Here is a 25451-nt window from a genome sequence, read left to right on the forward strand (position 1 = left end):
CACCTCTGCGGCGGCCATCCGGCTGGGATGAACCAGCCGCGACCCCCCTCCGAAGGCGCTGGTGCCCTCATTTCTGCCGTCACCGGGATCCTGGCTTCCCCAGAACAGCAGCTGACGCCGGCCCTCCACGTCCACCACCACCCCCACATCGCCATTGGCGAGCCCCTGCTCCGGCAGGTTGCGCTGGCACAGCACCGGCGTGCCGGGGGGCCAGCCCGCTGGTCCCCGGCTCCAGTCGTCGCCCAGCAGCCGCTGGTTCAGCGACTCCACCCCCCAGCGCCCGCGCCGGGTGGGGGCCAGCACCACGCAGCGCTCCACCTCGTCGAGCAGCTCCTGGGTCAAGCCATCAGGATCCTCACTCCAGCGGGCGGCCAGCTGCGCCAGCTGCGCCTGATGGGCCCTGAGCCGCTCGAGTAACTCGGCGGGCAACCGGCTGGCTGGGCAAGGCCACCAGCTGAGGTTGTCCGAGGCCTTGAGCAGGCTCAGGTCCTGCAGAAACCCATGGGCGTCACCGCGCCGTAGCCGGCCGGCCGCCAGGGCCAGGGCCCCATCGTTGCGGTAGGTGGTGCTCAGTTCGATCGCCGAATCGCCCATGGCCTGGCGCCTGGCGGGGGCCTGCAGTTCCTGCAGCACCGCCCCGGGCCCCACCGGGGCCAGCTGATCGGGATCCCCCACCAGCACCAGCTGAGCCTGGTCGGGCATGGCCTCCAGCAGGGCGGCCATCAGGGGGAGATCCAGCATCGACACCTCATCCACCACCAGCAGATCCAGGGCCAGGGGGTGCTCCCGGTTGCGTCCGAACCGCTCACCGCGGCTCTCCAGCAGGCGATGCAGGGTGGTGCAGGGGCTGGCCGCCAGCTGGGCGGCCAGGGGCGGCGGCAGGGTGGATCCTCCGGCGGCGATGGCCTGGCGCAGGCGGGCGGCGGCCTTGCCGGTGGGTGCCGCCAGCTGCAGCCTCCAGCCGGGGCGTTCCTCCAGCACCGCTGCCAGCATTTGCACGATCGTGCTGGTCTTGCCGGTGCCGGGGCCGCCCCCGAGCAACACCAGCCCCTGGCTGAGCAGGGCCGCCACCGCCGCCTGCTGACGGGGATCCAGCGAGCCCCGCCGCTGGGCCCGCTGGGCGGCGGTCTGTCGGCAAGCGGGGCTCAGGGGCGGCTGCACGCTGGCTGTGGCCCGCCGCTCCAGTTCGGCCATCGTGCCCTCCAGCTGCAAAAGCCAGCGACGCCAGCCCACACCCCGTCCACTGAGCATCAGCGGGGACGGGGTGTCGTCGCCAGGCGCCCCAGGCTGGTCTGGGCCCTGGATCCAACCGCAGCGCACCAGGGCCTGGCGGTGACCCTCAGGCCAGTGCTCCACGCTGACGATGCCCTCGGGGGCTGGCCCGTCCAGGGGCAGGTGCAACTCACCACGAACCAGGGCCGCACTCAGGGTCCCAATCAGCTCGGCCAGCAACGGATCGCTCTTGATCCCGTAAAGCCTGGGAAGGGCTTCGGCCAGGGCGGGCCCCAGGGGGGTGAGGGGGGCTTTGGGTGTCATCGCTGGCCCTCCCGCAGCAGGGCATCGAGGGCTTCGAGCCGCCCCAGCGGGGCCGGCTCCACGAACATCCCGGGCACCGACAACTCCGCCATCGTCAGGTCCGGTGGCGGGCTGATGGCACCGGGGACGCCCCTCAGAAAGATGTACACAGAGCCGCCGAGATCGCGCTGGGGGCTGTAGCCCGGCAGGCGCCAGCCCAGATAGCGGTGCAGGGCCACCAGATAGAGGTGAGCCTGCAGCGGGTAATGGTGGCTCTCCATCACGGCTGCCATCTCGGCCCGTCCGTAGTCGAGGGGCCCGCAGGCGACCGGCTGGCCCTGGCGGTCACGCTGCCCCAGCCAGTTGCTTTTCCAGTCGGCCACCCACCAGCGCTCCTGCCCGTCCCCCCCGGGCGCGGTGAAGACCAGATCGATCGAGCCGGTGAGGAATCCGCGGCTGGCCACGTTCAACTCCGCCAGCCGCTGGGGGTAGGTTCCGCTGACGCTCCCCTCGGGGTGCCGGCTGAACACCTCGGCCAACCCCTGGGCCCGCACCAGGGCTCGCCCTGCTGAGGCGTCTGCTCCCAGGGCCAGGGGCAGATCGAAGGGCATCTCGCGCAGCTGCCGCCGAGGATCCAGCTGGGCCAGGCACACCTCTCCCAGCGCTCCTCCCATCGGCGTGTGACGCAGCTGCTCGAGGAACTGCAGGGTGGCCGGAGCGTGATCCAGATCCAGTCCAGCCCGCTCCAGCTCCCTCTCCACCAGCTCCCGGTGGAGAGGGTCGTCACCAGGCTGGCGGTGATCGACCCGCTCCAGGATGCGGTGCAGGCAATCACCGGCGGCGGCGCCGCGGGGAAACATCGCCAGAGGGCCGTTGCGGCCCCCCCAGGTCTCTGGCCCCTGCTTCGGGCTGACGGGATCTGTGGCCTGAGGGCCTGGGCCATCCGCATCACTGGCGGTGCGATCGAAGCCATCGGTTTCGCGGCCCTCCTCGATCGCCTCCGGTGCCAGCGGTTCCCCATGGGCCCCCTGGGTCCAGCTGGAGTAGCTGCTGCGCCCCCAGCCCGAGAGCAGTGACCAGCGGGGGACCGGGCCGGTGCGCAGATCTCCGGCCTCCGCCGGCACCTGCCAGCGCCGCGCGGCCGGCTGCTCGGGATCGCCGCTGATCAGGGTGATCGGCAGAGCGCGCCGCTCGATCTCTCCCTCGAGATGCTCGAGCCACTCCTGATCGGAGCGACCGGCATCAATGTCGTCGTCGGCCTCCAGGGCTGGCAGGGGTTGGTCGCTGAACAGCCAGGGGATCAGGGGGTTGCTGCCCTGGCCCCGGGCCGGCCCGAAGCCGAGCACCAGCAGCTCCCTGGCGCGGGTGAGGGCCACGTAGGCCAGCCGTTCCCGCTCCGCCGTCAGGGCGGCCTGCTCCTGCTCCGCTGCCTCCTGGCCAGGCCCCCAGCGCTGATCGAGATGCACATCGAGCTGGGGCCCGCTGGCCTGCGGCGGGGTCCAGCGGCGCCCGATGCCCCGGCCCCCCCGGCGGTTGGTGCTCCCTACCCCCTGCCAGAAGTAGGGACAGATCACCACGGGGAATTCCAGTCCCTTGCTGCGGTGCACCGTCACCACCCCCACCGCGGAGGCGACCGCATCGCTGTGGGGCTGCTGGTTCTCCGGCACGGTCTCGGGCGGGTGCAGCCGCCGCCGCCGCAACCAGTCGGCGCTGGCGGCCGCCCCGAGCCGCTGCTGGTGCAGCCGCTCCTGCACCAGCTCCGCGCACTGCTGCAGGTCGGCCAGCCAGCGACCCTGCAGGGAGAGCCGGGCCAGCTCCTCACTGCGCAGTAGTCGCCCCAGGGTGGCCAGCAGTCCGTCGTCGGGGAGGCGCTCAGCCAGGCGGGCCAGCTGGCCGGAGAGGCGATCCCACTCCTGGCTGCCGGCGGCCGCCAGCTGCTGTGGACTCCAGCCCAGCAGGGGGGAGGCGGCCAGCAGCCGCAGGCGTGGGCCGCTACCAGGCTCCGCCAGGGCATCGAGCAACCGCTGCAGCAGGGCGGCCCCTTCACCGGCGAACACATCCCCCTGGCTGAGCAGGCGGCTGGGGAGCCCACGGCGCTCCAGGGCCTCGCGCAGGTCTTCGGCCTGCTGGTGCCGGTCCACCAGCAGGCAGAGGTCGGAGGGTTGTAGAGGCCGGCTCCCCTCCCCTTCACCCATCCGCCATCCCCTCAGCAGCAGATCCAGCACCAGGGCCGCCACCCGATCACCCACCCGGTTCTCCAGCTCGCCGCGGCTGGGGAGCGCCTCTGCGGCGGCGCGATCGCTCCCCAGCCAGAGCAGCTGAAGGGGCTGTTGTCCCGCCGGCAGGATCAAGGGCTCTCCCCCCTCAGGGCGGGCGGCCTGAAGGGGCGGCACAGGCAGCTGCGAGCGCGGCAGGCCCGGGGCCATCAGACGGTTGAGCGCCTCCAGCAGGGGCGGCGAGGAGCGGAAGTTGCGCGCGAGCCGGTGACTGGTCGCGGCTGTGCTGCTGGCCGTTCGGTAGGTGTCGAGATCGCCTCCCCGGAAACGGTAGATGGCTTGCTTGGGATCTCCCACCAGCACCAGCAGGTGCCGGGGCTGGGCAGCAGCGGTTGCGAAGGCCCGGTGCAGGATCCGCCACTGCAGGGGATCGGTGTCCTGGAACTCATCGATCAGCGCTGCCCCGTAGCGCTGGGAGAGGGCCTCGATCAGGCCAGGCCGCTGGCTGCCGTCGCCACCGGGATCGAGGCCAACGAGCAAGTCGCCGTAGCTCATGCGCCCTCCCCGTTGCCGCCGCCGCGCCAGCTCCGCCCGGGCCCAGTGGCAGAAATGGCCGAGCACCGCCTCGGCAGGGCCGTCCACCAGGGCCGCCGCCGCTTCCAGCAAGCGGGGTTGGGGCAGCTTCGGCCGCGGACTCTCCAGCGCTGCCGCTGCCTGGCTGATCGGCCCCGGGTGGAAGTAGTCGGGAATCCAGCTGGTTTTCTCCTCCAGCAGCTCGGTGTAGGAGCCCGGGCACGGCTGATGCTGCAGCCAGGCGCTCAGCAGCTGGGCGCGTTTGTGCCGGGGTTTGGCGCTGTAGGGCCCCTTGCTCTTGAGGCCGGCCTGCTTGCGTTCCGCCGCCGCCGCGCAGAGTGCCTGCTCCAGCGCCTCCCCCTGCTGCTCCCAGAGGGCCTGAAAGCGCTGCCAGTCGGCCTTCCACTGGGCGAGCCACTGGTCGGGCAGGGGGCGCTCGGGGTCCCAGCGCGGCGGCAGCTCCGGGCTGGCCAGGGCCGGATCCCCTTCCAGGGTGGCCAGCAGGCTCTGCAGCGCCTGGATCTGGACCCCCTTGCTGATCAGTCCCCGCAGGGCGTGGGCGGGCAGGGGCAGCACCTGCTGCTGCCAGTAGTCGTGCACCACCTGCTCCTGCAGCAGCGCCCCGTCGTTGTCCAGCTCCACCTCAGGGGCCAGGCCCGCCTCCAGGGCCTGACGCTGCAGGCTGCGGTGGCAGAACCCGTGGATCGTGGTGATGTCGGCGGCGTCGAGTTCCTCGAGGGCCAGCAGCAGCTGGGCGCGCAGCCGCTCGTAGTTCTGCGGGGGGATGTTCCCCAGCCACTCCTTCAGCTCCTGATCAAGACCCTCGTGGCCTGCCGGATCAGGGGTCTGCAGCAGCTGCTGGGCCTGCTGCAGCCGCCGGCCGATCCGGTCCCTGAGCTCGGCGGCGGCGGCCTTGGTGAAGGTGACCACCAGCAGGGCACGCAGCGACAGCTGCCGCTCACCCACCAACCGCAGCACCAGGTGGGCGAGGGTGAAGGTCTTGCCGGTGCCGGCACTGGCCTCGATCAGGTGCAACCCTGGATCCAGGGGCAGGCCATTGGCTGCCTGGGCTCCGGCGCTGCTCATGGCTTCAGCTGCTGCTCCAGCAGCGGTTCATGCAGGGCCATGGCCAGGGAGGAGAACGCTCCGAAATCGCCTCGGAGGAGGGAGTCAGCCGGACACTCTCGGCCGAAGCAGAGGGCCATCGCCTCCTGTTGCCGTTCGCCGTCGGTCCAGGGGGGAGCCCCCTCCCAGCTCTGCAACGCCTTGGCGGAGCCATCGCCGGGGCGGCTGTGCTCAGCCTGGGCATAGGCCCAGCCGGTTTCCGGGGGCACCGGCCAGCAGTGGTGGCGATGGCTCTGCCGCCAGCTGAGCAACTGCTGCAGTTGTTCGGCCGCGGCCTCCGCTCCGACGGGCTGCAACCGCTGCGCCACCACGAAACGATCCTTGTCGCGAGCGATCAGGAGTGCCTGCCGCGGGGCCTGGCCGCTGGCACCCGCCAGCAACAGCTGCAGCCAGAGATCGAGCCGGTGGGGGGTGCGGGCCCGGGCGGTGTGCACCAGCACCAGCAGATCGTCGCGCCAGTCAAGACCCGCCTCCAGGACCCTGCTCAGTGGTGCTCCCTGCCGCTCCGGCCATCTCTGCCGCTGGCCGCGGGGTTCCCCCAGCTGAACCCGGAGTTGCTGCCGCGATGACCAGGGCTGGCTGAGGGCGTCGCCTTCCAGCTCCCCCGCCGTCAGGGGAGGGGCCAGGCCGCGGCCGCGCCACAGCCGCAGCCAGTCGGGCGGGTCAGGGTCATGGCTGCCGCGGGCCAGTTGATCGCGCAGCAGCCGGGAGCGCCGCAGCTCATCGAGGCTGAGGGCTTCAAGGTCTTCCACCGGGTCGGCCCATTCCCGCGGCCGCAGGCCCAGCTGCTGCAGCCAGCTGTCCTGGGGCGCCATCAGCCAGCGGCGCAGGTCTTCAAAGGGATCAGTGGTGGGATCCCCCTCAGGCGCGCTGGTGCCGTTTGCTGCGGCTGGCTCGGGTGGCTGACGCCGGGCCAGGGGTTGAAGTGGTTGAACCGCCAGGGCCGGATCCTCGAGGCGCTGGCGGGCCTGGCGCAGGCGCTGGTCACAGCTGGGTGGCGGCCGGTGACCTGCCGGCAGGAAATTGCGGCGATCGAGCGGGTTGACGGCGTGGTCCACCACCAGACCCTCGAAGCCCTCGGCACCGAGGTCGGCCCGCAGCTGATCCAGCCACTGGCGCACCGGGGCCGGCGGTGGGAGGGGATCGCCCTTGCGCTCGTCCCGGCTGCTCCAGCTGACCAGCAGGTGATCGCGGGCCGAGAGCAGCGCCTCCAGCAGCACATAGCGGTCCTGGTCGGCCGGATCGGGGTCCCCCAGCAGGCGCTGATGCTCCATGGGATGGAAGCTGGGCCGCTGTCGGCGGCGTGGGAACACTTCCGCATCGAGGCCCATCAGAACGATCCCCCGGTAGGGGATGGCCCGCATCGGCTCGAGGGCGCTGATCGTCAGGGCGCCGCTGCGGTGGCCGAAGCGGCCGCTGTCGGCGGCCAGCCGCTCCTGCAGCACCGCCGCCACCACCGTTGGCGGGATCGTCAGGGTGCAGCCGGCGGCCCCGGCCGTCCACTCGGCGATGGCCTGGTGGATCGTTGTCAGCTCCCAGGCCCTCTCGCCGCCGTCGCCGAAGAGGTCCTCGAGCAGGCCCCTGAGACAGGGGCCCCACTCCTCGGCGCGGCGGCTGTGGCGCAGCTCCGCCAACGCCCGCCTGAGGCGAGTGAGCAGCAGGATCCAGCGCCCCTGGCTCTCAGGCGTGCCGGCCAGGGGGTGGGGCGCGCAGTCGCCGATGGCCAGCCCGGGCTGGTCGGGGAGCACCAGGCCCAGCAACAGTCGATCGATCGCCCAGCTCAGGCTGTGCTGCTCGGCGCCGCCGCGCTCGCTCCCGTCCAGCCCCCAGCGGAAGCCACTGGCCTGCAGTGCCCTGGTGATGGCGGCAGCCTCGTGGGGTTCCAGCTGATGGTGCTCCTGCAGGGCAGCGCTCTCGAGCAGGCCTTCCAGGCCCGAGGCCGTCAGGCGCTCTCCCGCCAGCCGCAGCACCTGCAGCAGCGACTGGGCGATGCCGGCGTCATCGAGCTGGCTGCGGTCGGTGAGCCGCCAGGGCAGCTCAACTCCCGTGGCGTCGCTGTCGGAGAAGACCGAGGCCAGCAGGGGCGCCAGCTGGTCCACCTCGGGAGTCATCACCAGGATGTGGCGCGGCTCGAGGCTGGGGTCAGAGGCCAGCAGCTGCAGCAGGCGATCACGCACGATCTGCACCTGCCGCAGCCTCCCCGGACAGGGATGGAACTCCAGGGAGTGGTCCTCCCCAGAGCGCTTCAGGGGAGAGGCTGCCGCCGGCTGGGCGAGTTGCTCCTGCAGCTGCTCCAGCAGGCTGGGGCTGCGCTGGGCGGCGGCCGCCGCCGTGGCCGGCAACAGGAACAGATCCCGCTCCTGGGCACTGACCAGCTCCGACTCGCCGGTGCCCTCCAGCAACTGCTGGAATTCCCCCCCCAGGCGGCCGAAGCGGGCCTCGAGACCCGGGGTCTGCAGCAACCAGTCGAGGCCGAAGGGCTGCTCCAGGGCCAGGGCGTCCTGGAGTTCGCGGCGGCGCTCAATGCAGCGCTGCCAGAGGTCGGCGCAGGGGGTGAGCAGGTAGAGGTCCACGGGCACCACCAGGGCCAGGGCCTGGAGCAGCTGCACCTGCACCGGCGGGGCGCTGCTGAGGCCGAACAGGCGCAAGGGGGAGGCGATCCCTTCGCCGCTGATCTGTCCTTGGCGCAAGCGCTCGATCAGGTCCAGGGCCTTGAGCCCGAAGGGCTTCTGACCCAGGCGGTCCCGCAAGTGCTGAACCAGCAGGGGCTGCCAGGCCAGCGACTCCGGCAGGGGATTGCCACGGCTGTCACCACTGCCGCCCTGCCACCACGCCAGGGCCATGGCGGGCCTGTAGAGGCTGAGGTCATCGAGGCCATAGGCGATGGCGCGGGCCAGTTGCCAGAGGGGGGCATCCAGCTCGCCCCCGTCGTCGCGGTGCTCCAGCCAGCGCCGCAGCGGCGCGGCTTCCGGCGCCTCCACCAGCTGCGGCAGCAGCTCCAGCACCGGCCAGACCAGGTCGCCCGCCCGCCAGGGGTCGCTTCCCTCGGTGCTCTCGCCAAGGAGCTGCTCGACGATGGCGCGCAGCTGGCTGCCTGGAAAGGGAAAGCGGATGTTGGCGGCGATGCCCCCCAGCTCCAGGGCCAGCTGCTCCCCCAGCCAGCGGCTGGTGGGCCAGGTGTTCACCACCACCGATACCGTCTCGAAGGGGTCGGGGGGGGCGAGAAGCAGGTGTTGTCCCAGCAGCTGGGCGAGCAGGTCGGCCCGGTTGCTGCGATACACCGTCAGCATTGGACAGCCATCAGCATTGGACAGCCATCAGCATTGGACAGCCATCAGCATGGGATCGCCGTCAGAGGGAGCCGGCCACCACCCTGGATGAACGCCGCTGGCCCGGGGCCGGTAGCTGTGCCTCGATGCTGCGCAGGCCAGGCACGCTGCACAGTTCGCCGGTTTCCGGGCAGTAGGCGCTCAGCCGTCCGCCGTAGCAGGCGCCGGTGTCGATCTTGACGATGCCGTTGGCACTGCGCTCCACCCGGGCCACGGGGGTGTGGCCAATGATCACGTCCCCGAAGCGGCCGTCGTATCGGCTCCAGAAGGGATGACGGATGGAGAGGTCGGGCAACCAGCTGCTGGGATCAAAGCCAGCATGGGTGGCCACCCAGCCCTTGCCCCAGTAGGCCAGGGGAAGGCTCTCCAGCCGCTCGCGCCAGAGGCGGCATTGACGGCTACCCAGCTGCCGGTAGGTGTCGGACCCCGCCAGGGCCGGATCACTGGTCCCCCGTTGCCTGCTGAGGGCCTTGAGCAGGCTCTGCTCGTGGTTTCCCCGCAACCAGACGGCCCGCCCCTGTTCCACCAGCGCCCAGGCCAGGAGCATGGTGCGCTCAATCTGGGGCCCTCGATTGATCAGATCACCGCAGAAGATCAAACGTTCGCTGCCGGGCAGTCGGCTGATCAGATCCTGGAGAGCGGTGGCGCAGCCATGGACGTCACCGATCACCCAGTGACGGGGGGACTGCGTTGGGGACGCCATGCAATGGATGCGCCGAAGGGGAACTGCGCTGTATCCAGTGTGGCCTCTGATCTCCACTTCTGTCAGCCCGATGGCGATCAGCGCTGGCCCAGATCCTTCGCCGGCCCTCTGAAGCTGGTACGGTCCGAATCATGCCGCTGGGGTCCGATGAATCCTGCTTCCTTGCCGGTGTCCCAGAGAGTGCAGGCCCTGGTGAAGGCCCTGAACGGGGCGAAACGCACCAATGAGGCGCTGGCCCGCTGCCGTGACGGCGACGCGATGATCGAGGTGCTGGTGGACGCCTCCCGCAAGCTCGGTCTGGGGCTCAGCCGCGAGGATCTGCTGGCGACACCGCCGATCCGCGACTGGATCTGGTGGAAGAACAAGGAAGCGCTGCTCACCATCGGCGACAACCTTCCCCGTTACCAGCAGGACGGGGGCCAGGGGCGAGCGCCCAAGGCAGCCGGGGGGGAGCAGGAACCTCGGCGTCGCTTCCTCGGGCTGTTCTGAGCGGCCGATAATCAGGGCAACATGCGTGATCTGAGACATCCAGCGGATCTCTCAAGAAAATCCTTGGATTTCATGCCGCTCAGGCCACCTTCAGGCTGAGAGCATGAACCAACCCAGACGTCAGCACGTCAACACCTTGATCACCACGGATCTCCACTGGCAAAAAAATGGAGAGCTCCATCCAGACGATGTCGCACGTCTGAGGGAGCGGCTCCTCGCTGATGCCGCCCTTAACCCAATCCAGCTTCAGCTGCTGGATGGCTGGATGGTCACCAAGCAGAAGCAGCCGGCCTGAGCCGCTCAGACGGCCTGCTGGGCCAGGGGATCCTCAATTGAGGCGCTGGGGGCTTCAAAGCTGCCTTTGGCCACGAATTCCAGCCGCAGCTTGAGGAAATCGATGAATTTGGGATCGGTGGAGACCACGGCCGCTGCAGGGCTTGGCACCGTGGTGGCCAGTGCCGAAAGCTCAGGGGCGCTCAGAAAGGCTGGACGCTTGAGCAGCCAGAAATCGATCGCCTTGCCCACTTCGCCGTAGTTGCGCACCCGCTCGCGCAGCACCTCCTCTAGGGGTTCCTCCACCGTCAGGAATTGCTCACTGGCGGCGATGAAGTGATAGGTGGTGGTTGGGGAGGCGCTCATGGGGTGCTGCCGCTGAAGAGAGGGTCGCGGCGTGGATTCTGGATCAGGGCGCGCATCTCCCTCACAGCGCTCTGCAACCCCACGGCCAGGGCCCTGGCCACGATCGTGTGGCCGATGTTCAGCTCCTCGATCCCCTCGATCGCGGCGATCGGCTCCACGTTCTGGTACGTGAGCCCGTGGCCAGCATTGACCCGCAGCCCCAGGGAACGGGCCACGAAGCTGCCCTCTTCGAGCCGCGCCAGTTCCCGCGGCTGCTCAGCCCAGTCGGCCTCGGCGTAGGCGCCTGTGTGCAGCTCCACCCAGCGGGCACCGCTGGCACGGCTGGCTTCCAGCTGAGTGACCTCCGGATCCACGAACAGGCTGACCGGGATGCCTGAGCCCTGCAGGCGGCCCACCAGTGCCTGGAGCGTGCCGAGCTGGCTCACCACGTCGAGTCCGCCTTCGGTGGTGACCTCCTGGCGATGTTCCGGCACCAGGGTCACCATGTCCGGGCGGATCCGCAGGGCGATCGCCTCCATCTCAGGGGTGGCAGCCATCTCCAGGTTGAGGCGGCTGCGCACGGTGGCCCGCAGCAGCTCGACGTCGCGCTCCTGGATGTGGCGCCGGTCTTCGCGCAGATGCACGGTGATCCCATCGGCGCCCCCCAGCTCCGCCAGCAGCGCCAGGGTGACCGGATCTGGTTCCAGGGCCCGGCGGGCCTGACGCACGTTGGCGATGTGATCGATGTTCACGCCAAGGCTGGCCATGGCTAGCGGATGTGCTCGATGAAGCTTTGATCCTATGGATCAGGCCCGGTCCCTCCGAGGCCGTTGCGGGGTCGCGCTCAACCGCAGAGGCAACTGCCCGTGCCCTGAAACGAAGCACTGCGGCGCCCTCTAACTTGCAGCGATTGGGGGATACGGCTTCTGGTGACGGCCAAGACGACGGAAGTGATCGAGGGACCACTGAGGACCGAGTCGAAGCACCTCTCCAGCCTGGTGGCCCGGGAGAGCAGCGTCTGTCGGGGCATCAGTCCCGTGCTGTCTCCACTGGCGATGCTGGTGACCCAGGACCTGGCCCTTCCGGGGTTCTTCAGCTCGATCGAGGTGCTGGGATCCGAGCACCTGCCTCTGGAGGGTCCGGTGCTGCTGGCTCCCACCCACCGGGCCCGCTGGGACGCCCTGCTCCTGCCCTACGCCGCCGGCCGTCGGATCAGTGGCCGCGATTGCCGCTTCATGGTCACCGTCACGGAGATGAGGGGGATCCAGGGCTGGTTTCTCGACCGTCTGGGTTGCTTCCCGATCGACCAGGGACGGCCGGGCACCAGCTCCCTTCGTTATGCCGTCGACCTGCTGGCCGCTTCGGAGCAGCTGGTGGTGTTTCCCGAAGGCCAGATCCGCCGTCAGGATGAACCGATTCGGGTGCACCAGGGTCTGGGACGGTTGGCGCTTCTGGCCGCCAGCCAGGGGGTGGATGTGCGGGTGGTTCCGGTCGGGATCGGCTACGGCAAGGCCCCTCCGAGCTTCAGGAGCCGGGCCGCCCTGGCCTTTGCTCCTGCCCTGGCGGTGGAGGGCGATGGCGGCCGCGCCGCGGTGCGCGCCCTCAACGACCGGCTGGCGGTGGCGATGCAATCAGCTGAGGAAGCGGCCCGCATCGCCGTGGGTCGTCCCTTCGCTTCCCCGTAGAGTCCGACGAACTTTCGGTGTTGTTCTCCGTGCGCCGGCCCTACGTTGCCCTCGGGCTTGCCCTGGCGGCAACCCTGCTCCCCTTCGCCCCGATCCTGCCCCTTCAGGCCCAGGGTGAGCCCCCGAAGGTGCTTGAGGGGTCGGCTGGAACCTTCAACCTGCAGGCCGTCAAGGACCTGCTCAGCCGTGGTGATGCAGCCGTGGCCCGTGGTGATCTGGCTTCCGCCCGCAAGGACTACGACCAGGCCAGGGATGCCAGCTTGAAGCTGCTCGGCTTCTACCGAGATCTGAGCGGTTCCTTCCGTGGCCTCGATGCGCGCATTCCCCGCGAGATGGACCAGAAGGGCCGTGAGTCGCTGGAGCTGCTGGCTCAGTCCAACCTGCGTCTGGCCGCCCTGCTGCGCCGACAGAACCAGCCTGAGGTGGCCGTGCCCCTTCTGGTGGAGGTGGTGAAGGTGATGACCCCGACCCGCGAGGAGGGGCGTCGCGCTTACCAGACCCTGGTGGAACTCGGCTTCGCCACCATTCCCTACACCGCCGTGAGCGACTCCCCGGCAACGCCGTAAGGCAGCTGGGCGCTCCGGCTTCTAGATTCCACCTCAAGTGGATGGATTCCCTGTCATGGTGCACTCGGAGCAGGTGAAAGAAGCGATCTGCGCCAGCCTCCCTGATGCCGAGGTGGAGGTGGAGGATCTCACCGGGGGTGGCGACCATCTCCAGGTGAAAGTGGTGTCCTCCGCCTTTGCCGGCCTCTCGAGGATCAAACAGCACCAGCTGGTTTACGCAGCCCTGCGCCGGGAGCTGGCCAGCGAGGCCATCCATGCCCTGGCCCTGCAGACCACAACGCCCGTTGGCGTGGGCTGATCCTTCCGCTCCTCCTTACTCCCCCAACTCTTTTACCCCTGGCATCCATGGACAGCGCCGTCAAGCAACGCATCGACAGCCTTCTGAGCAGCAGCCCGATCGTGGTGTTCATGAAGGGCTCAAAGCTGATGCCGCAATGTGGTTTTTCCAACAATGTGGTCCAGATCCTCAACTCCCTGGGTCTGCCCTTCGAAACCTTCGATGTGCTCTCCGATCAGGAGATTCGCCAGGGCATCAAGGAGTATTCGGAATGGCCCACCATTCCCCAGGTCTATGTGAACGGCGAGTTCATTGGCGGCTCCGACATCCTCATCGAGATGTACAACTCCGGCGAACTGCGTGAAACCCTCACGGTGGCACTGGCCAGCTAGGGATTCTCCTCACGAACCATCATCGAGCCGGCCGGCCTCCAGGGCGCTGAACAGTCGCCACTGATCAGTTGCGACTGTTCTCGAACAGGGTGCTGAGGTTGCCGTCGGGGCCGATGAAGCTGGAGGGGTCCATGATCCAACGCTCGATCAGGTCTTCCAGGCGGCGCTGATCCAGAGGCTGCAGCACGGAACCGCGGCGCAGGGCATGCAGATAGCCATCGGCGTAGAGCCTGAGTTCGGAGGGGCTGTGGTAGCGGCTGGCCAGGTCCTGGCAGGCGTCACAGATCGACTGGAAGTGACGGATGGCGTCTGGATTCTGCAGCGCGGTCATAGGGGCACAGGCTGTCTGGGCGGGGGTGGCATCGATCGATACCGACTGCTCCCGGGGTGTATCGGGTAGCCTAGGGACTCACCCGTGGCCGCGTGTGGAGCTCACACCAAAGCATGATTCCAGTGATCCCACGTCCATCAAGCTGACGCTGGAGCCACGTTCCGGTGGTTCAGCGATGTTGAAGCGTGTTCTGGTTGTCGACCCTCATCCAACCCTACGCACGGTCCTGGCCCAGAGACTGCGTCAGGATGGATACCTGGCCGCTGCTGTGGCGACGGCGTCTGAAGCACTTCAGCTCTGCGACGACCAGACCCCCGATCTGCTGGTGAGCGCCGAACTGCTCGAAGAGAGCACAGCCCTGCGCCTGGCGGCCCATCTGCGCACCCCGGTGATGGTGCTCACGGCCCGCAGCGGCGCTGATCCGGTGGTGGCTCTGCTCGATGCCGGTGCCGACGACGTGCTGCGCAAGCCCTTCGGTCTTGAGGAGCTGGCGGCCCGCTGCCGCAGCCTGCTGCGCCGCAGCGGCACCGGTCTGCAGGAGCGCGTCTGCGTCGGTCCGCTGGAGGTGCATCTGCTGCTGCGCCAGGTGACCCTGCGCGATCAACCCGTGGAGCTCAGCCCAAGGGAATTCGCCCTGCTCTGTGCCCTGCTGATGCCCCCCGGCATGGTGCGCAGCCGCCAGGAGTTGCTGCGCATGGCCTGGCCCCCGTTCAGCGGCGGTCCCCGCTCCGTCGACACCCAGGTGCTCACCCTGCGCCGCAAGCTTGAGCTGGCCGGTCTTGGCGAAGGAGGTGGCATCGAAACCGTGCGCCAGCAGGGCTATCGCTTCAGCCTTGAAACCCTCCCTGAAGCCCCTGAGCCCTCCCTCAGCCCGGCCGGTGGTGTGCGTTCTCAGGCCGCCGGCGCCAGTTGACGCCGAGCTGGGCTCAGCCCAGGCTCGGAACTTTGTCCATGGGCCAGGTGGTGATCACCACCAGCTCCCCCAGCAGCATGGTCAGCGAGAGACCAGCCAGGGCCCAGTAGGTCCACGCAGGCGAGATCCTGCCCACGCCCGAGAGATCCAGGCCGCTGGTGCGCTGCACCTGCAGCAAGAAGGCGGGGAAGCGGGCCACCCGCTGGGGCAGCAGCAGGCGGCGGCCATCCCGGGAGCGCAGGTAATAGACCCGTCCGCCCTGGCTGGTGCCGACGCTGGTGAGAGCCTCAAGCTGCCCCCAGGGAAGCTGCCAGCCCCGGCGCAGCAGCCAGGCGCACCAGCGGGGATGGCCCACCGTGATGCCCTCCTGATCCAGCCTCACCCGCTCGCTGAGCAGGGCGGCCACCAGCACGAAGCCCAACGGCAGGGCGGCTGTGAGTGCCGGCCGCAACGGGGGCGTGGCCAGAAGCGGCAGGGGCAGCACCAGGGCGAGATAAAGCCCCAGCAGGGTGAAGCGAATCAGCGGGGCCACCGGGTACGTCTGGGGCTGATCCGGTACTTCTCCTGGCGGTTGGGAGGCCATGGGGCTCAGCTGTGACCGAACAGTTCGGCTTCGCGACCGCGCCAGAAGGTGCCCAGACGCATCAGGTCGTTGTGGGCGTCCTGCACCCGGCGCAGGTATTCATCGGCCCCGAGGGACTCCTTCTCTTCCCTGAGCCGGCTCAGACGCAACTGCAGCAGCATCCAGGGCTTGCTGAGGGCGTCGTTCTGCTCCAGATAGCGGGCGAGATCCTCGTGGTTGGGGGTGGGGACAGGACCCATGGAGGCATGACCATCAATGGCGCTCACCCTATGGAGCGTGAGTGATGGGCGCGAGCGTGCCTGGGTCGGGTTTCCGGCTCGGTGCCCGTGCTGGGCCTTGATGGCGGTTCAGTCGGGCAGGGCCCAGGAGTTGAGGCCCAGATCGGCGCCCACCCGGTGGGCGCAGGCGAAGCCGCTGAAGGCCACCGCGTTCAGCCCCTGGCCGGGAAAGCAGGAATCACCCACCAGATACAGCCCGGGAATGCCGCTGCGGTTGAAGGGCATAGGCAGCAGCCCCGGCAGGCGCAGGGCCGGCACCGGTCCATAGCTGCCCTGGTGACGCCCGAGGAAGCGCCGGTGGCTGCGGGGGGTGCCCACTTCCCGGTGGCTGATCGCCACGCCCAGGCCGGGCAGGATCTGCTCCAGCCGGAGGATCAGGCGATCGGCCGCCGCTTCTTTTTCGGCGCGGTAGTCGCTGGGGGAGAGCCCCTGCCAGGCCTCCAGGTTCGAGGGAGTGAAGGCATGGACGATGTGCCTCCCCTCCGGTGCCAGCGCCGGATCGAGCAGGGTGGGAATCGAGACGAAGATCGTCCCCTGCTCCGCCTCCATCGCGCTCCAGTCCTCCAGCAGCAGGTGATGGCAGTGGCTGCCTGCGGGAATCACTTCAGCCTTCACTCCCAGATGCAGGGACAGGAACGAGGGCGAGGCCTTGTAGCGACGCCGCCAGGTGTGCTCCGCGGCCGGCACTTTGGCCTCCTCCACCAGCCCGCCGAAGGTGTCCCAGCGGGTGGCGTTGGAGATCACCCGGCTGGCCCGGATCGTTTCACCCCCCGCCAGCTCCACCCCCACGGCTTTGCCGTCTTCAATCAGCACCCGGGTGACCCGGGAGCGGTAGCGGATCGAGCCGCCGTGGCGCTCCAGACCCCTCACCAGGTGGCGCGCAATCGAGCCCACGCCGCCGCGCGGATAGTTGATCCCGCCGGCATGACGGTCGGAGAAGACCATGCCGGCGTTGATCATCGGCGTGCGATCCGCTGGCATCACCGACCAGCAGAAGCACTCCATGTCGATGAACTTCAGCAGCGTCGGATCCTTGATGTGCCGGCGGGCCACATCGCCCACATTCACGGGCAGCCAGCGGGCCAGGCCGAGGCAGGCCAGCGGTGCCCGCACAAACACCTTCGCCAGGTAGGCCGGATCCTCGAGTGAGAGCAGCGGCATCGCGTCGAGACAACGGAACACGCTCCAGCAGGTGTCGTAGAAGCGGCGGATGCCGACCGCCTCATGGGGGAAGCTGGCCGAAAGCCGCTCGATGAAGGTGTCGTAGTCGCGATCCACCGCCACGGTCAGACCGCCGGGGAGGTGATACTCGAGCTGGGCCGGATCGGGGATGGTGTCCAGCCGTTCGCCCACGTCGGCCAGGGCGCGGGTGAGCAGGTTGGTGTGACCCTTCTCCCCGAAGCCGAAGATCATCGAGGCGCCCACGTCGAAGGTGTAGCCCTGGCGCTCGAAACTGCCGCCGCTGCCGCCGGGGATCAAGTAGCGCTCCAGCACCAGCACCCGCGCCCCTTTGGCGGCCAGCTGGGTCGCCGTCACCAGGCCGCCGATGCCGGAGCCGATCACGAGCGCGTCCCAGCCCTGGGGGTTGGCTGTGCTGGCGGTGGCTGAGCTGTCAGGGCTGGAGAGGACGCTCACGGGGGTGGGCCGGCTGGCAGGGTCGACCCTAGGCAAAGGTCAGCGCAGCACTGCGGGCTTCGGGCCTGAACGGTGCCAGATCGGCCAGGGAGCGATCGCGGTAGGCGCCGTAGCGGGCCCGCTTCTCCCGCACCCGCACGCTCAGTTCGGGCATCAGGCCGAAGTTGGGGGGCATCGGCTGGAACTTCGCGCTGGGGGCTTCGGCGATGAAGTGGGTGAGGGCGCCGATCATGGTGGTGGGCGGCAGGGCGATCGGGCTCCGGCCATGGGCGAGGCGGGCGGCGTTGGTGCCCGCCAGCCAGCCGCCGGCCGCCGCGGCGGCATAACCCTCGGTGCCGGTGATCTGCCCCGCTGCCAGCAGGGTGGGCCGCTGCCGGAACTGCAGGGTGGGATCAAGCAGCTGCGGAGCTTCAAGGAAGGTGTTGCGGTGCATCACCCCGAAGCGCACGAACTCGGCGTTCTCCAGGCCTGGGATCAGGCGCAGCACGCGTTTTTGCTCCCCCCATTTCAGGTTTGTCTGGAAGCCCACCAGGTTCCACAGGCGACCGTCGCGGTCTTCCTGGCGCAGCTGCACCACGGCATAGGCCCGTTTGGCGCGGCGCACGTCGCGGTCGTGAAGGTCGCCCCAGCGGGGATCCCAGAGGCCGATGGGTTTGAGCGGGCCGTAGCGCATGGTGTCGTCGCCGCGACGGGCCAGCTCCTCGATCGGCAGACAGCCCTCGAAGTAGCTGGCGCTCTCCTGCTCGAAATCCTTGAGTTCGGCCTGCTCAGCCGCCAGCAGGGCCTGCCGGAACCGCTCGTACTGCTCCCGGTTCATGGGGCAGTTGATGTAGTCGGCGTCGCCCTTGTCGTAGCGGCTGGCGCGGAAGGCCACCCCCAGATCGATGCTCTCGCCCGCCACGATCGGGCTGGCCGCGTCGAAGAAATGGCAGTCGTCGCGGCCGGTGAAACGGCGCAGATCCTCGGCCAGGGAGTCACTGGTGAGGGGGCCGGTGGCCAGAACGGTGATCTCCTCGGGCTCGGGCAGCCGCAGCTGCTCGACACGCTCCACCTGGATCAGGGGATGGGTTTCAAGGATGCGGGTGAGATCAGCGCTGAACCGGCCGCGATCCACAGCCAAGGCACCGCCGGCCGGCACGGAGTGGCCGTCAGCTGTGCTGATGACCAGTGACCCCAGCTGGCGGAGTTCCTCCTGAAGCAGCCCGGCGGCCCGATCACTGGAGAGGGCGCCAAAGCTGTTGCTGCAGACAAGTTCAGCGAATTCGGCGCTGTGGTGGGCGGGAGAGCGCCGTACTGGCCGCATCTCCACCAGCCGCACCGGCAGCCCTGCCTGGGCGATCTGCCAGGCCGCTTCAGTGCCGGCCAGGCCGGCACCGATCACCAGAACCATCAGGCGCGGGAACGCTTGAGCATCAGCTGCAACTGACCGATGGCCGCACGGCCGATGTTGAACACGGCCCAGGCCACGGCGAGCAGGATCGGGGCGGTAACCAGCAGCAGCCGAGCGTCCATCGAGGGAGAATCATCGTGGGGCGATCTTACGGACAACCGCTGCCGCCTCAGAAGGGCTCCTGAGCGGTTGATCCAAATCGCAGCATTCAGGTCCCGCGGCCGGCATGGGCAGCGGCCAGCTGGCTGTAACGCAGGGCGTGCTGGAGCTGCTCGGCGGCTTCGAGCTCGCTGAGGCTGCGCTTGGCCTTTGCTGGGATTCCCGCCACCAGGGTGCGGGCGGGAACGTCTTTGGTCACCACCGCCCCTGCGGCCACCAGTGCTCCCTCCCCCACCTGCACCCCATTGAGAACGATGGCGCCGATGCCGATCAGGCAGCCATCCCCCAGGGTGGCTCCATGGACAACGGCACGGTGGCCGATGGTGACCCCCGCGCCGATCAGCACCGGCTGGCCTGGATCCCCATGCAGCACGGCTCCGTCCTGGACGTTGCTGTTGGCCCCGATCTGAATGCTGCAGAGGTCGCCCCGGGCCACGGCCATCGGCCAGAGGCTCGCTCCTGGGCCGAGGCTCACATCCCCGATCAGCACCGCTGAGGGGGCCACCCAGGCTTCAGGGTGAACGCTGGGCTCGGGCCAGACAAAGGAAGACATGGCGTCACGGGGGCAACGGGGGATCAGGGCCCCCTGATGACCCGACCATGCTCCCTTGGAGGAGGTGCCCCCTGGGTGATACGTTCCAGGAGTGCCCGCGAGGGCAGCCCACCAGGGCGGGTCGCTAGCTCAGCGGTAGAGCACTCGGCTTTTAACCGATTGGTCCTGAGTTCGAATCTCAGGCGACCCATTCTTGTCACAGCCGGTTTTTGGTTCCAGATCCCCCTGAGGGAACCGGATCTCATGAATCGCCAACGTCCGACAGTCTGGTACACGAGACGACCCAATCGGTCACCATTTGACCCATTTTTGTACCTAGGTACAGGCCTCCCATGCGTCTCGCCCAATGAGACTGGGTGGTTCTGATGCGCCCTCGCAGTGATCTTCAGCAGGCCGCCTGTCGCTTACGCCTGGCCGCCTGTCCTTACCGCGTTCGGCTTCATCCGGGGCGGAACAGTCCTTACTACTACGTGTACGAAACCTGCACGGGTGGTCGCAGCCAGTCCGCCCGGGGCTTTCGCGTTGATCGGGAAGGCGATCTCGGCGAGTTGGTTGAACTTTTGCTGGCAGCCCAGCGCAAACTGCTGCGCGGCGGCCCTGGACTCGACTGGCGGCGTCTGCATCTCGCTTCGGGTGAACAACCTTCTCCTGATTGCGGCCCATTGCAGACATGGGGCGAGATCAGATTGCTGATTAAGTCCGACATCGCTCCCGGCGGCCCTAAGGCCAAGGATCGGAACCCCTTCTCCTGCTTCACCGACAGGGGTTACTTCGGGCGCACCTATCCCGATGAGGTTTTTGCCCGCACGGAGGACCTCGAGCGCTTCTGTTTGCACACGCCTGATTCCTTGGATGCTCACAGTCGCGACCGCACCCTGTCGCTAGTGCCCCGTAAGACCAACACCAGCGGTTTTTACGGCGTGGTGCAGATGGTGAACTACCTCGCTAAGAGGGGGATCTCAATCGCCACGCCGGAGCTGCGCACCAAGCTCGAAACCCTCAAGGCTGCTAGTGGCAGGGTTCGTGCTCCCGCCCCGCGGTTCATCCCCACCACGGCGGAGGTGCAGGCCTGGCTTGATCAGGTGCAGAAGGAGAACCCGCTGCGAGGCTGGGTTATGGCCATCATTGCCTGCTATGGCCTGAGGGCCCACGAGGTTTGGCACATCGAGAGGCTGCCGGGTGAGAGCAACATCCAGCCCACTTTTATGCAGATCAGCATGTTCGACAGCGAAGCAGGGCGTGCCACCAAGACGGGCCATCGCTTTGCCTTGCCGCTGCCGGAGGCCTGGTTGGAGCGCTACCGCCTCAATGACGTGGCCTACTCCCGGGAGATGCTCGCTGAGTTGCGCCGGCGAAATCCCATCCGCACGGCGGAAGCTAGCGACGGCAGTGTGCAGTTCTGGAACAACGCTGCCCTAGGCCGGGTCGTGGTGCATTGGCTGCGCCATGCGACCAAGCCCGTCGGCGAGATCAAGGCCAAGCTCCTGGGCTGGCATCAGCCGCGCAGCATTCCCGGGCAGCGCAGCCCTCAGGCGATCCAGGGCCGCTGCAAGGCCTACGACCTTCGCCATGCCTGGGCGATCCGCGCCCGGGAGACGACCACCTGGTCGACGGCTCTCAAGGCCCAGGCAATGGGGCATAGCGAGGTGATTCATGCCCGTCGCTACCTGGTGGAGCAAACCGCACAGCAGATCGAGCGGGGGATGGCCCTGCAGAAGGCTCTCGATGAGGGCCAGCGGTCATCGCCTGCACCTGCACCGGGGGTGGGCCAGCTGCTCGGGTCTGGGCCGCCGCTCGACCCGATTGCTACCGCGTTTTCGGCAGCTGAGTTACCGGAGGACGTGACGCCGGAACTGCTGGTTCTTGCCCGCCAGCTGATGGCCCTGAGTGCCAGGAGTTGATGTGGCATCTGCTGTCACGGTGATCACTCAGGTCAACCGCCGGGGCCAGTGCCATGGTCGAGCTCAGTCATCAATCGCTTGCCTCGGCAGCCGGTTCCCGAGCGGGTTCCAAGCAGATTGCCTGCGGCACTTAGGGTTACCTGTTGGGTTCCTGGAACGATTCATTGCATCAACATCTCTGCATCCAGGGATTACCGAATGGGAACCTATTAGAAGATGTCGACATAGCTGCGGGCGAACAGTTAATGGCGGATTTTTACGGTTAATGTCCTGGCAAGTCGCTTAATGACGAACAATGGAGTTCACCTATTCCACTCGGGAAGCTTGCAAGGCGCTGCGGATCAGTGACCGCACCTTGCTGCGGCTGCGGCGGGATGGGGTGTTGCGGCCTGGGGATCACTACAGGGCCGCTGGCGCTGGGCAGCACCGCCCCACCCTGCTCTAGAATGTCCCAGAAGTGGAAAAGGCCCTGGTGCGCCGTAGCCGCAGGGTGCTGATCGCTCAGCGCCCTGCCATTTCTTCCTGTAAGGGCGAATCCGGCTCAAGCAGTGAGGTCGCTGCCGCCGAGCAGGAGCCTGGCTTCTTCCAGTGAGCGCACCACGCCGGCGCGGCCGCTGAGCTGCTGCACCAGCCGCAGGAACTTCTCCTGCTCCTCGCTCAATCGGCCCCGGACTGTCTTCACCTCAAGGGCGGTGAACAGTGCCAGGGTCTGGCCCAGGTGCTCGGGGCCGATCACGACCTGGCTGAGACCGATCAGGTCGCTGCTGCCCTTGCACAGTCCGTAGGTGACCAGACGGCCGCGCTCATCGCGCAGGGCGCCGACGTTGTTGCGCCATAGCCGCACCGGGCCGCGGCCCAGCTCCAGGCGGATCCGCTGCTGCAGCTCCTGCTCGCTCATGCCAGCAGCTCCCACTGGCCGCGCGCCTGGCGGCTGGCGATCACATGCCGCGCCCAGCCCTTGGGATTTTTCATGCCGCGCTGGGTTCCCAGCGCTTCCAGATCAGCCGCGGTGCGGGCCTGGCGCTGCTCGCGGCGGCGCTCTCTGCGCAGCTCCTGCTGGCTCAGTTCACTCAGCTCGCCGGCCACCGTCACCAGATGCCGCTTCTCCGGCCGGAACTGCTTGCCGCATTCCGGGCAGAGGCTGGCGGCGCTGGCCATGGCGCAGAAGCACTCGGGGCATGTCTTCACGGAGGGGGCCTTGCTCTGCTTGCGCTTGCGCACGCCCTCGAGGCTCCACTCCTGCTCGTCGAGGTGGTGACCGAGACGCTCGATGTTGCCGACGTGATCGAGGATCACCGCCTGCTTGCCCGGCTGAGGCCGCAGGCAGCGGCCGATCATCTGCAGGTGCAGCGCCAGGCTCTGGGTGGGCCGCAGCAGCAGGCAGCCCCCCACCGACGGCACATCGACCCCCTCACCAATCAGGTTGCAGCTGGTGAGCACCTGCAGCTCACCGCTGCCGAGCTGCTCAAGCAACCGCCGCCGCTGCAGGGGGTCCATCGAGCCATCGATCGAGGCCGCGGCCACGCCCCGTTCCGAGAAGGTTTCCGCCACGGCTTGCGCGTGGGCGATCGAGCAGCAGAAGGCGATGGCCGTGCTTCCGCTCAGGTGGCTGAGGTAGTGACTGACGGCATCGCCAAGGATGCGGCTGCCGCCCAGCTCACCGGCGGCCTGCCTCAGGTCGAAATCCCCCATCCGCCGGCGCAGGCCCTTCACCGAGAACCCCAGCGGTGGGGCAAACACCCGCGCCGGTGCCAGGTAGCCCTCGGCGCAGAGCCAGGCGGCACTGGGGCCGAGCACCAGGGCGGAATAGAACTCGCCGAGGCCGCGGCCATCGCCTCGCACCGGCGTGGCCGTGACGCCCAGCAGCAGGGCTCGATCAAAGTGGTCGATCACCTTGGCCCAGGTGCCGGCATTGCTGTGGTGGGCCTCATCCACCACCAGCAGCTGGAACAGATCGGCCGGCAGCTGTGCCAGGCGCCGGGCCAGGGTCTGGACGCTGGCTACCTGCACTGGCGCCGCCAGGTTCATGGAGCGGCCGGCGGCGATCACGCCATGGCGCACCCCCATAGCCGCCAGGGAGCGGCAGGCCTGATCGAGCAGTTCGGCCCGGTGCACCAGCACTGCGATGCACTTGCCGCGGGCGGCGGCCTGCTCGGCGATGTGGCTGAAGACCACGGTCTTGCCGCCGCCGGTCGGCAGCACAAAGAGCACGGCGCGATGGCCCGAAAGGAAGGCCTGGCGCACGCGCTCTACGGCCTCCTGCTGATAGGGGCGCAGGCTGAAAGACACACCGGCAAGGCAGCACCGCGGCAGAGTTTAGGGCTTGCGAAACACCGGTTAGGCTTTCGGGCAAGCATTTTAATGCCACCATGAAGCGCATCCAGTTGCAGCTGCCGGAGGCCGTGGTCTCCTGGATCGATGACCATGCCGCGGGCATCGAGAGTCGTGCCTCCTTTGTGCGCCGCACCCTGGTGCAGGTGATGCGTGGCGAGGGACGGTCGCTCAACGCTCAGCAGCCCGTACCTCCTGCTGGAGCCCAAACTCCCCAGCGCTGATGGCCACCGATGTGCTGGCAGCTGCTGCTGGCCAGTGGCCGCGGCTGCTGATCGAGCTCGCCGCTTTGGCACCGGAGCAGTTGGAGAACCGCCATCAGCCCTGCCCCGCCTGCGGCGGCACCGACCGCTACCGCTGGGACCGCGATGACGGCCCGGGCGGCTGGTTCTGCAACCAGTGCGGCGGCCGCGAGCAGCGCGGTGGCGGCGGCAGCGGCATGGATCTGCTGCTGCGCCTTACCGGCTGGGACTTCGCCACCGCTGCCCGCCGCATCGAGGCCCACCTGGCCCTGCCGGCGCAGCCAGCCCCGCACCGGCCAGCCCCTGCCAGCCCCAGGCACAGCCGCTCAGGCAGCAAGGCCGGCCGACCTACCCGCATCCCCGACACCCCACCGCCCGCTGCCCGGCCACCGGAGCTGGGCAGCGCCAGCGGCCAGTGGTGCTACACCGATGCGGCCGGAGCGCCGCTGTTCTGGGTGCAGCGCCTGGATCTGCTGCAGGGCGGCCGGCAGCGCAAGGTGTTCGTGCAGCGCACCTGGCTGGCTGGGGGTTGGCACTTCCCCTCCCGCCGCGATCCGTTCCGCTCCGACTGGCCTGCCCCCAGGCCGCTCTACCGGCTGGCGGAGTTAGAGCGCCACTTTTGGTCGCCTGTGCTGATCACCGAGGGGGAAAAGGCAGCCGATGCCGCCGTAGTGCTGTTCCCCGATCACGTGGTGGTGAGCTGGTGCGGCGGCAGTCAGGCCATTGGCAGCGTCGACTGGAGCCCCTTAGCCGGCCGTGCCGTCAGCCTCTGGCCCGATGCCGATACCAGTGGCCGCGAAGCGATGGCACGGCTCTCGGCCCTGCTGCTGGAGCTCGGCTGCCTAGTGGCGGTGGTGCTGCCGCCGGGCAGTACGGAGGCGGACTGGGACCTGGTGGATGCGCCGGGCGCAGCGGGCTGGGATCTGGCCGATGCCAGCTGGAGTGCGGCAGAAGCCCAGGCCTACCTGGAGGCCCATTGCCGAACAGTGCAACCACCGGAGCCAGAGGCCGACGACGACGCGAAAGCCCCGGCCGCTGATCCGGCACCTGTGCTGCAGGGCGGTGCTTCTCATGCATTGCCGCCTGAGCGGCCAGGCCCATTAGGCGGTGAGCCCTTCGTGTGTCTGGGCTACGACAGCGACGGCTACTTCTATCAACCGCGCTCCACCGGCCAGGTGATGCGGCTGGGCTCCTCGGCCCACGGCGGCGTGAACCTCTGCCGGCTGGCGCCCCTGGCCTACTGGGAAACCCTCTACCCCAATAAGCGGGGCGTGAACTGGACGGCCGCGGCTTCTGATCTGTTCTGCCGTCAGGCGGCGGTGGGAATGTTCGATCCCGATCGCTTGCGCGGCCGCGGCAGCTGGTGGGACGAGGGCCGCTGCGTGCTGCATCTGGGAGATCGCCTGGTGGTGGATGGTGAGCCGCGGCCACTCAGTGCCACCCTCGCTAGCCGCTTTCATTACCAGCGCGGCACTGCCCTAGTGGGCACGGGGGCTGCACAGCCGCTAAGCGACGAGGAGGCACTGCTGGTGCTCACCTTGGCGGACCGCTTCCACTGGGAGGTGCCGGCTTCCGCAATGCTGCTGGCGGGATGGCTGACGCTGGCGCCGAACTGTGGTGCCCTGCGCTGGCGGCCCCACCTCTGGC

The 25451-nt window shown here is 68.6% G+C and carries 26 protein-coding genes and 1 tRNA gene; 12 read left to right on the forward strand and 15 right to left on the reverse strand.

The genetic code is table 11. The annotated features are described in order from the left end of the window. The 4 genes from KBY78_RS04455 to KBY78_RS04470 form a co-directional block, all read right to left on the reverse strand. The coding region (locus tag KBY78_RS04455) for an AAA family ATPase (RefSeq protein WP_255142583.1) at window positions 1-1536 on the reverse strand (1536 nt) is incomplete at its 3' end. Beyond that, window positions 1533-5390: a UvrD-helicase domain-containing protein gene (locus KBY78_RS04460; RefSeq protein ID WP_255142584.1), complete on the reverse strand. Its 3858-nt coding sequence runs from the start codon at window positions 5388-5390 to the stop codon at window positions 1533-1535. The genes KBY78_RS04460 and KBY78_RS04455, both read right to left, overlap by 4 nt. Further along, on the reverse strand, window positions 5387-8719 hold the full coding sequence (locus KBY78_RS04465; RefSeq protein ID WP_255142585.1) for an exodeoxyribonuclease V subunit gamma: 3333 nt from the start codon (window positions 8717-8719) through the stop codon (window positions 5387-5389). The genes KBY78_RS04460 and KBY78_RS04465 overlap by 4 nt, the downstream gene beginning before the upstream one ends. A 61-nt stretch (window positions 8720-8780) precedes the next feature. After that, a complete protein-coding gene (locus KBY78_RS04470; RefSeq protein ID WP_255142586.1) occupies window positions 8781-9461 on the reverse strand; it encodes a metallophosphoesterase in 681 nt (226 codons plus the stop codon). A gap of 147 nt (window positions 9462-9608) precedes the next feature. Here KBY78_RS04470 and KBY78_RS04475 point away from each other — a divergent pair, with 147 nt between their 5' ends. Both KBY78_RS04475 and KBY78_RS04480 read left to right on the forward strand, forming a co-directional pair. After that, window positions 9609-9950 carry a hypothetical protein gene (locus KBY78_RS04475; protein ID WP_037980177.1) on the forward strand — a complete coding sequence of 114 codons (342 nt, stop codon included), beginning with the start codon at window positions 9609-9611 and terminating at the stop codon, window positions 9948-9950. Window positions 9951-10053: 103 nt separating this feature from the next. Next, the gene (locus tag KBY78_RS04480; protein WP_255142587.1) at window positions 10054-10245 is read left to right on the forward strand and encodes a hypothetical protein; all 192 of its coding nucleotides are present in this window, start codon (window positions 10054-10056) and stop codon (window positions 10243-10245) included. A 5-nt stretch (window positions 10246-10250) separates the two neighbouring features. On the opposite strand, the gene KBY78_RS04485 is transcribed toward KBY78_RS04480, so the two are convergent. Both KBY78_RS04485 and KBY78_RS04490 read right to left on the reverse strand, forming a co-directional pair. Beyond that, the gene (locus KBY78_RS04485; protein WP_255142589.1) at window positions 10251-10589 is read right to left on the reverse strand and encodes an MgPME-cyclase complex family protein; all 339 of its coding nucleotides are present in this window, start codon (window positions 10587-10589) and stop codon (window positions 10251-10253) included. Next, window positions 10586-11335, reverse strand: a complete 750-nt coding sequence (locus KBY78_RS04490; RefSeq protein WP_255142590.1) for a pyridoxine 5'-phosphate synthase — start codon at window positions 11333-11335, stop codon at window positions 10586-10588. The genes KBY78_RS04485 and KBY78_RS04490 overlap by 4 nt, the downstream gene beginning before the upstream one ends. Window positions 11336-11497: 162 nt before the next feature. Between KBY78_RS04490 and KBY78_RS04495 the strand changes: the two genes are divergently transcribed. From KBY78_RS04495 to grxD, 4 genes are read left to right on the forward strand one after another with little or no spacing between them, the layout of a single operon-like run. Continuing rightward, the gene (locus KBY78_RS04495; RefSeq protein WP_255142591.1) at window positions 11498-12253 is read left to right on the forward strand and encodes a 1-acyl-sn-glycerol-3-phosphate acyltransferase; all 756 of its coding nucleotides are present in this window, start codon (window positions 11498-11500) and stop codon (window positions 12251-12253) included. A gap of 17 nt (window positions 12254-12270) precedes the next feature. Then, window positions 12271-12819: a hypothetical protein gene (locus tag KBY78_RS04500; protein WP_006170540.1), complete on the forward strand. Its 549-nt coding sequence runs from the start codon at window positions 12271-12273 to the stop codon at window positions 12817-12819. A 55-nt stretch (window positions 12820-12874) separates the two neighbouring features. Further along, entirely contained in the window at window positions 12875-13117 is a 243-nt protein-coding gene (locus tag KBY78_RS04505; protein ID WP_255142592.1) for a BolA family protein, read from the forward strand. 47 nt (window positions 13118-13164) lie between these two features. Continuing rightward, the gene (gene grxD, locus KBY78_RS04510; RefSeq protein ID WP_006170542.1) at window positions 13165-13488 is read left to right on the forward strand and encodes a Grx4 family monothiol glutaredoxin; all 324 of its coding nucleotides are present in this window, start codon (window positions 13165-13167) and stop codon (window positions 13486-13488) included. A 64-nt stretch (window positions 13489-13552) separates the two neighbouring features. Here the strand turns inward: grxD and KBY78_RS04515 are convergent, their stop codons facing one another. Beyond that, a complete protein-coding gene (locus tag KBY78_RS04515; protein ID WP_006170543.1) occupies window positions 13553-13819 on the reverse strand; it encodes a DUF6761 family protein in 267 nt (88 codons plus the stop codon). Window positions 13820-13994: 175 nt separating this feature from the next. Here KBY78_RS04515 and KBY78_RS04520 point away from each other — a divergent pair, with 175 nt between their 5' ends. Continuing rightward, window positions 13995-14732 (forward strand): response regulator transcription factor, encoded by a 738-nt coding sequence (locus KBY78_RS04520; protein ID WP_006170544.1) that lies wholly within the window; start codon window positions 13995-13997, stop codon window positions 14730-14732. 13 nt (window positions 14733-14745) lie between these two features. Here KBY78_RS04520 and KBY78_RS04525 read toward each other — a convergent pair whose 3' ends face one another. The 6 genes from KBY78_RS04525 to KBY78_RS04550 all read right to left on the reverse strand — a co-directional run bounded on the left by KBY78_RS04525 (window position 14746) and on the right by KBY78_RS04550 (window position 19330). Next, entirely contained in the window at window positions 14746-15315 is a 570-nt protein-coding gene (locus KBY78_RS04525) for a hypothetical protein (protein WP_255142593.1), read from the reverse strand. Window positions 15316-15320: 5 nt separating this feature from the next. Beyond that, a complete protein-coding gene (locus KBY78_RS04530; protein WP_255142594.1) occupies window positions 15321-15554 on the reverse strand; it encodes a hypothetical protein in 234 nt (77 codons plus the stop codon). 108 nt (window positions 15555-15662) lie between these two features. Continuing rightward, window positions 15663-17228 carry a carotenoid isomerase gene (gene crtH / locus KBY78_RS04535; protein WP_255142595.1) on the reverse strand — a complete coding sequence of 522 codons (1566 nt, stop codon included), beginning with the start codon at window positions 17226-17228 and terminating at the stop codon, window positions 15663-15665. 28 nt (window positions 17229-17256) lie between these two features. Then, window positions 17257-18618: an FADH(2)-oxidizing methylenetetrahydrofolate--tRNA-(uracil(54)-C(5))-methyltransferase TrmFO gene (gene trmFO, locus KBY78_RS04540; protein WP_255142596.1), complete on the reverse strand. Its 1362-nt coding sequence runs from the start codon at window positions 18616-18618 to the stop codon at window positions 17257-17259. Then, on the reverse strand, window positions 18618-18740 hold the full coding sequence (locus KBY78_RS04545; RefSeq protein WP_006170549.1) for a photosystem II protein Y: 123 nt from the start codon (window positions 18738-18740) through the stop codon (window positions 18618-18620). The genes trmFO and KBY78_RS04545 overlap by 1 nt, the downstream gene beginning before the upstream one ends. An 86-nt stretch (window positions 18741-18826) precedes the next feature. Further along, window positions 18827-19330 (reverse strand): gamma carbonic anhydrase family protein, encoded by a 504-nt coding sequence (locus KBY78_RS04550; protein ID WP_255142597.1) that lies wholly within the window; start codon window positions 19328-19330, stop codon window positions 18827-18829. A gap of 118 nt (window positions 19331-19448) precedes the next feature. Between KBY78_RS04550 and KBY78_RS04555 the strand changes: the two genes are divergently transcribed. The 3 genes from KBY78_RS04555 to KBY78_RS04565 all read left to right on the forward strand — a co-directional run bounded on the left by KBY78_RS04555 (window position 19449) and on the right by KBY78_RS04565 (window position 21676). Continuing rightward, window positions 19449-19520 (forward strand) — tRNA-Lys (locus tag KBY78_RS04555). 175 nt (window positions 19521-19695) lie between these two features. Then, entirely contained in the window at window positions 19696-21231 is a 1536-nt protein-coding gene (locus KBY78_RS04560; RefSeq protein WP_255142598.1) for a hypothetical protein, read from the forward strand. Window positions 21232-21526: 295 nt separating this feature from the next. Continuing rightward, window positions 21527-21676: a helix-turn-helix domain-containing protein gene (locus tag KBY78_RS04565; RefSeq protein ID WP_255142599.1), complete on the forward strand. Its 150-nt coding sequence runs from the start codon at window positions 21527-21529 to the stop codon at window positions 21674-21676. Between the two features lie 96 nt (window positions 21677-21772). Here KBY78_RS04565 and KBY78_RS04570 read toward each other — a convergent pair whose 3' ends face one another. Next, complete coding sequence (locus KBY78_RS04570; protein WP_255142600.1) at window positions 21773-22129, reverse strand: VRR-NUC domain-containing protein; 357 nt, start codon at window positions 22127-22129, stop codon at window positions 21773-21775. Then, window positions 22126-23520, reverse strand: coding sequence for a DEAD/DEAH box helicase (locus KBY78_RS04575; RefSeq protein WP_255142601.1), 1395 nt, complete (start codon window positions 23518-23520; stop codon window positions 22126-22128). Before KBY78_RS04575 ends, KBY78_RS04570 begins: the two co-directional genes overlap by 4 nt. 80 nt (window positions 23521-23600) lie before the next feature. Between KBY78_RS04575 and KBY78_RS04580 the strand changes: the two genes are divergently transcribed. Both KBY78_RS04580 and KBY78_RS04585 read left to right on the forward strand, forming a co-directional pair. Then, a complete protein-coding gene (locus tag KBY78_RS04580; RefSeq protein WP_254942272.1) occupies window positions 23601-23786 on the forward strand; it encodes a hypothetical protein in 186 nt (61 codons plus the stop codon). Further along, window positions 23786-25451 (forward strand): primase-helicase zinc-binding domain-containing protein (locus KBY78_RS04585; RefSeq protein WP_315856635.1); only part of this gene is annotated, 1666 nt, incomplete at its 3' end. The genes KBY78_RS04580 and KBY78_RS04585, both read left to right, overlap by 1 nt.

The sequence above is a fragment of the Synechococcus sp. EJ6-Ellesmere genome, assembly GCF_024345875.1.
Classification (GTDB): Bacteria; Cyanobacteriota; Cyanobacteriia; order PCC-6307; family Cyanobiaceae; genus Regnicoccus_A; species Regnicoccus_A antarcticus.

What these genes read in the sequence shown, in the direction of transcription:
- KBY78_RS04480 (WP_255142587.1), top strand. Translation starts at nt 10,054, where the DNA reads ATGAACCAACCCAGACGTCAGCACGTCAACACCTTGATCACCACGGAT.
- KBY78_RS04560 (WP_255142598.1), top strand. Translation starts at nt 19,696, where the DNA reads ATGCGCCCTCGCAGTGATCTTCAGCAGGCCGCCTGTCGCTTACGCCTG.
- KBY78_RS04515 (WP_006170543.1), bottom strand. Translation starts at nt 13,819, where the DNA reads ATGACCGCGCTGCAGAATCCAGACGCCATCCGTCACTTCCAGTCGATC.
- KBY78_RS04520 (WP_006170544.1), top strand. Translation starts at nt 13,995, where the DNA reads ATGTTGAAGCGTGTTCTGGTTGTCGACCCTCATCCAACCCTACGCACG.
- KBY78_RS04565 (WP_255142599.1), top strand. Translation starts at nt 21,527, where the DNA reads ATGGAGTTCACCTATTCCACTCGGGAAGCTTGCAAGGCGCTGCGGATC.
- KBY78_RS04525 (WP_255142593.1), bottom strand. Translation starts at nt 15,315, where the DNA reads ATGGCCTCCCAACCGCCAGGAGAAGTACCGGATCAGCCCCAGACGTAC.
- KBY78_RS04505 (WP_255142592.1), top strand. Translation starts at nt 12,875, where the DNA reads ATGGTGCACTCGGAGCAGGTGAAAGAAGCGATCTGCGCCAGCCTCCCT.
- KBY78_RS04465 (WP_255142585.1), bottom strand. Translation starts at nt 8,719, where the DNA reads ATGCTGACGGTGTATCGCAGCAACCGGGCCGACCTGCTCGCCCAGCTG.
- KBY78_RS04490 (WP_255142590.1), bottom strand. Translation starts at nt 11,335, where the DNA reads ATGGCCAGCCTTGGCGTGAACATCGATCACATCGCCAACGTGCGTCAG.
- KBY78_RS04545 (WP_006170549.1), bottom strand. Translation starts at nt 18,740, where the DNA reads ATGGACGCTCGGCTGCTGCTGGTTACCGCCCCGATCCTGCTCGCCGTG.
- KBY78_RS04530 (WP_255142594.1), bottom strand. Translation starts at nt 15,554, where the DNA reads ATGGGTCCTGTCCCCACCCCCAACCACGAGGATCTCGCCCGCTATCTG.
- KBY78_RS04485 (WP_255142589.1), bottom strand. Translation starts at nt 10,589, where the DNA reads ATGAGCGCCTCCCCAACCACCACCTATCACTTCATCGCCGCCAGTGAG.
- trmFO (WP_255142596.1), bottom strand. Translation starts at nt 18,618, where the DNA reads ATGGTTCTGGTGATCGGTGCCGGCCTGGCCGGCACTGAAGCGGCCTGG.
- KBY78_RS04570 (WP_255142600.1), bottom strand. Translation starts at nt 22,129, where the DNA reads ATGAGCGAGCAGGAGCTGCAGCAGCGGATCCGCCTGGAGCTGGGCCGC.
- KBY78_RS04470 (WP_255142586.1), bottom strand. Translation starts at nt 9,461, where the DNA reads ATGGCGTCCCCAACGCAGTCCCCCCGTCACTGGGTGATCGGTGACGTC.
- KBY78_RS04550 (WP_255142597.1), bottom strand. Translation starts at nt 19,330, where the DNA reads ATGTCTTCCTTTGTCTGGCCCGAGCCCAGCGTTCACCCTGAAGCCTGG.
- KBY78_RS04460 (WP_255142584.1), bottom strand. Translation starts at nt 5,390, where the DNA reads ATGAGCAGCGCCGGAGCCCAGGCAGCCAATGGCCTGCCCCTGGATCCA.
- KBY78_RS04580 (WP_254942272.1), top strand. Translation starts at nt 23,601, where the DNA reads ATGAAGCGCATCCAGTTGCAGCTGCCGGAGGCCGTGGTCTCCTGGATC.
- grxD (WP_006170542.1), top strand. Translation starts at nt 13,165, where the DNA reads ATGGACAGCGCCGTCAAGCAACGCATCGACAGCCTTCTGAGCAGCAGC.
- KBY78_RS04475 (WP_037980177.1), top strand. Translation starts at nt 9,609, where the DNA reads ATGAATCCTGCTTCCTTGCCGGTGTCCCAGAGAGTGCAGGCCCTGGTG.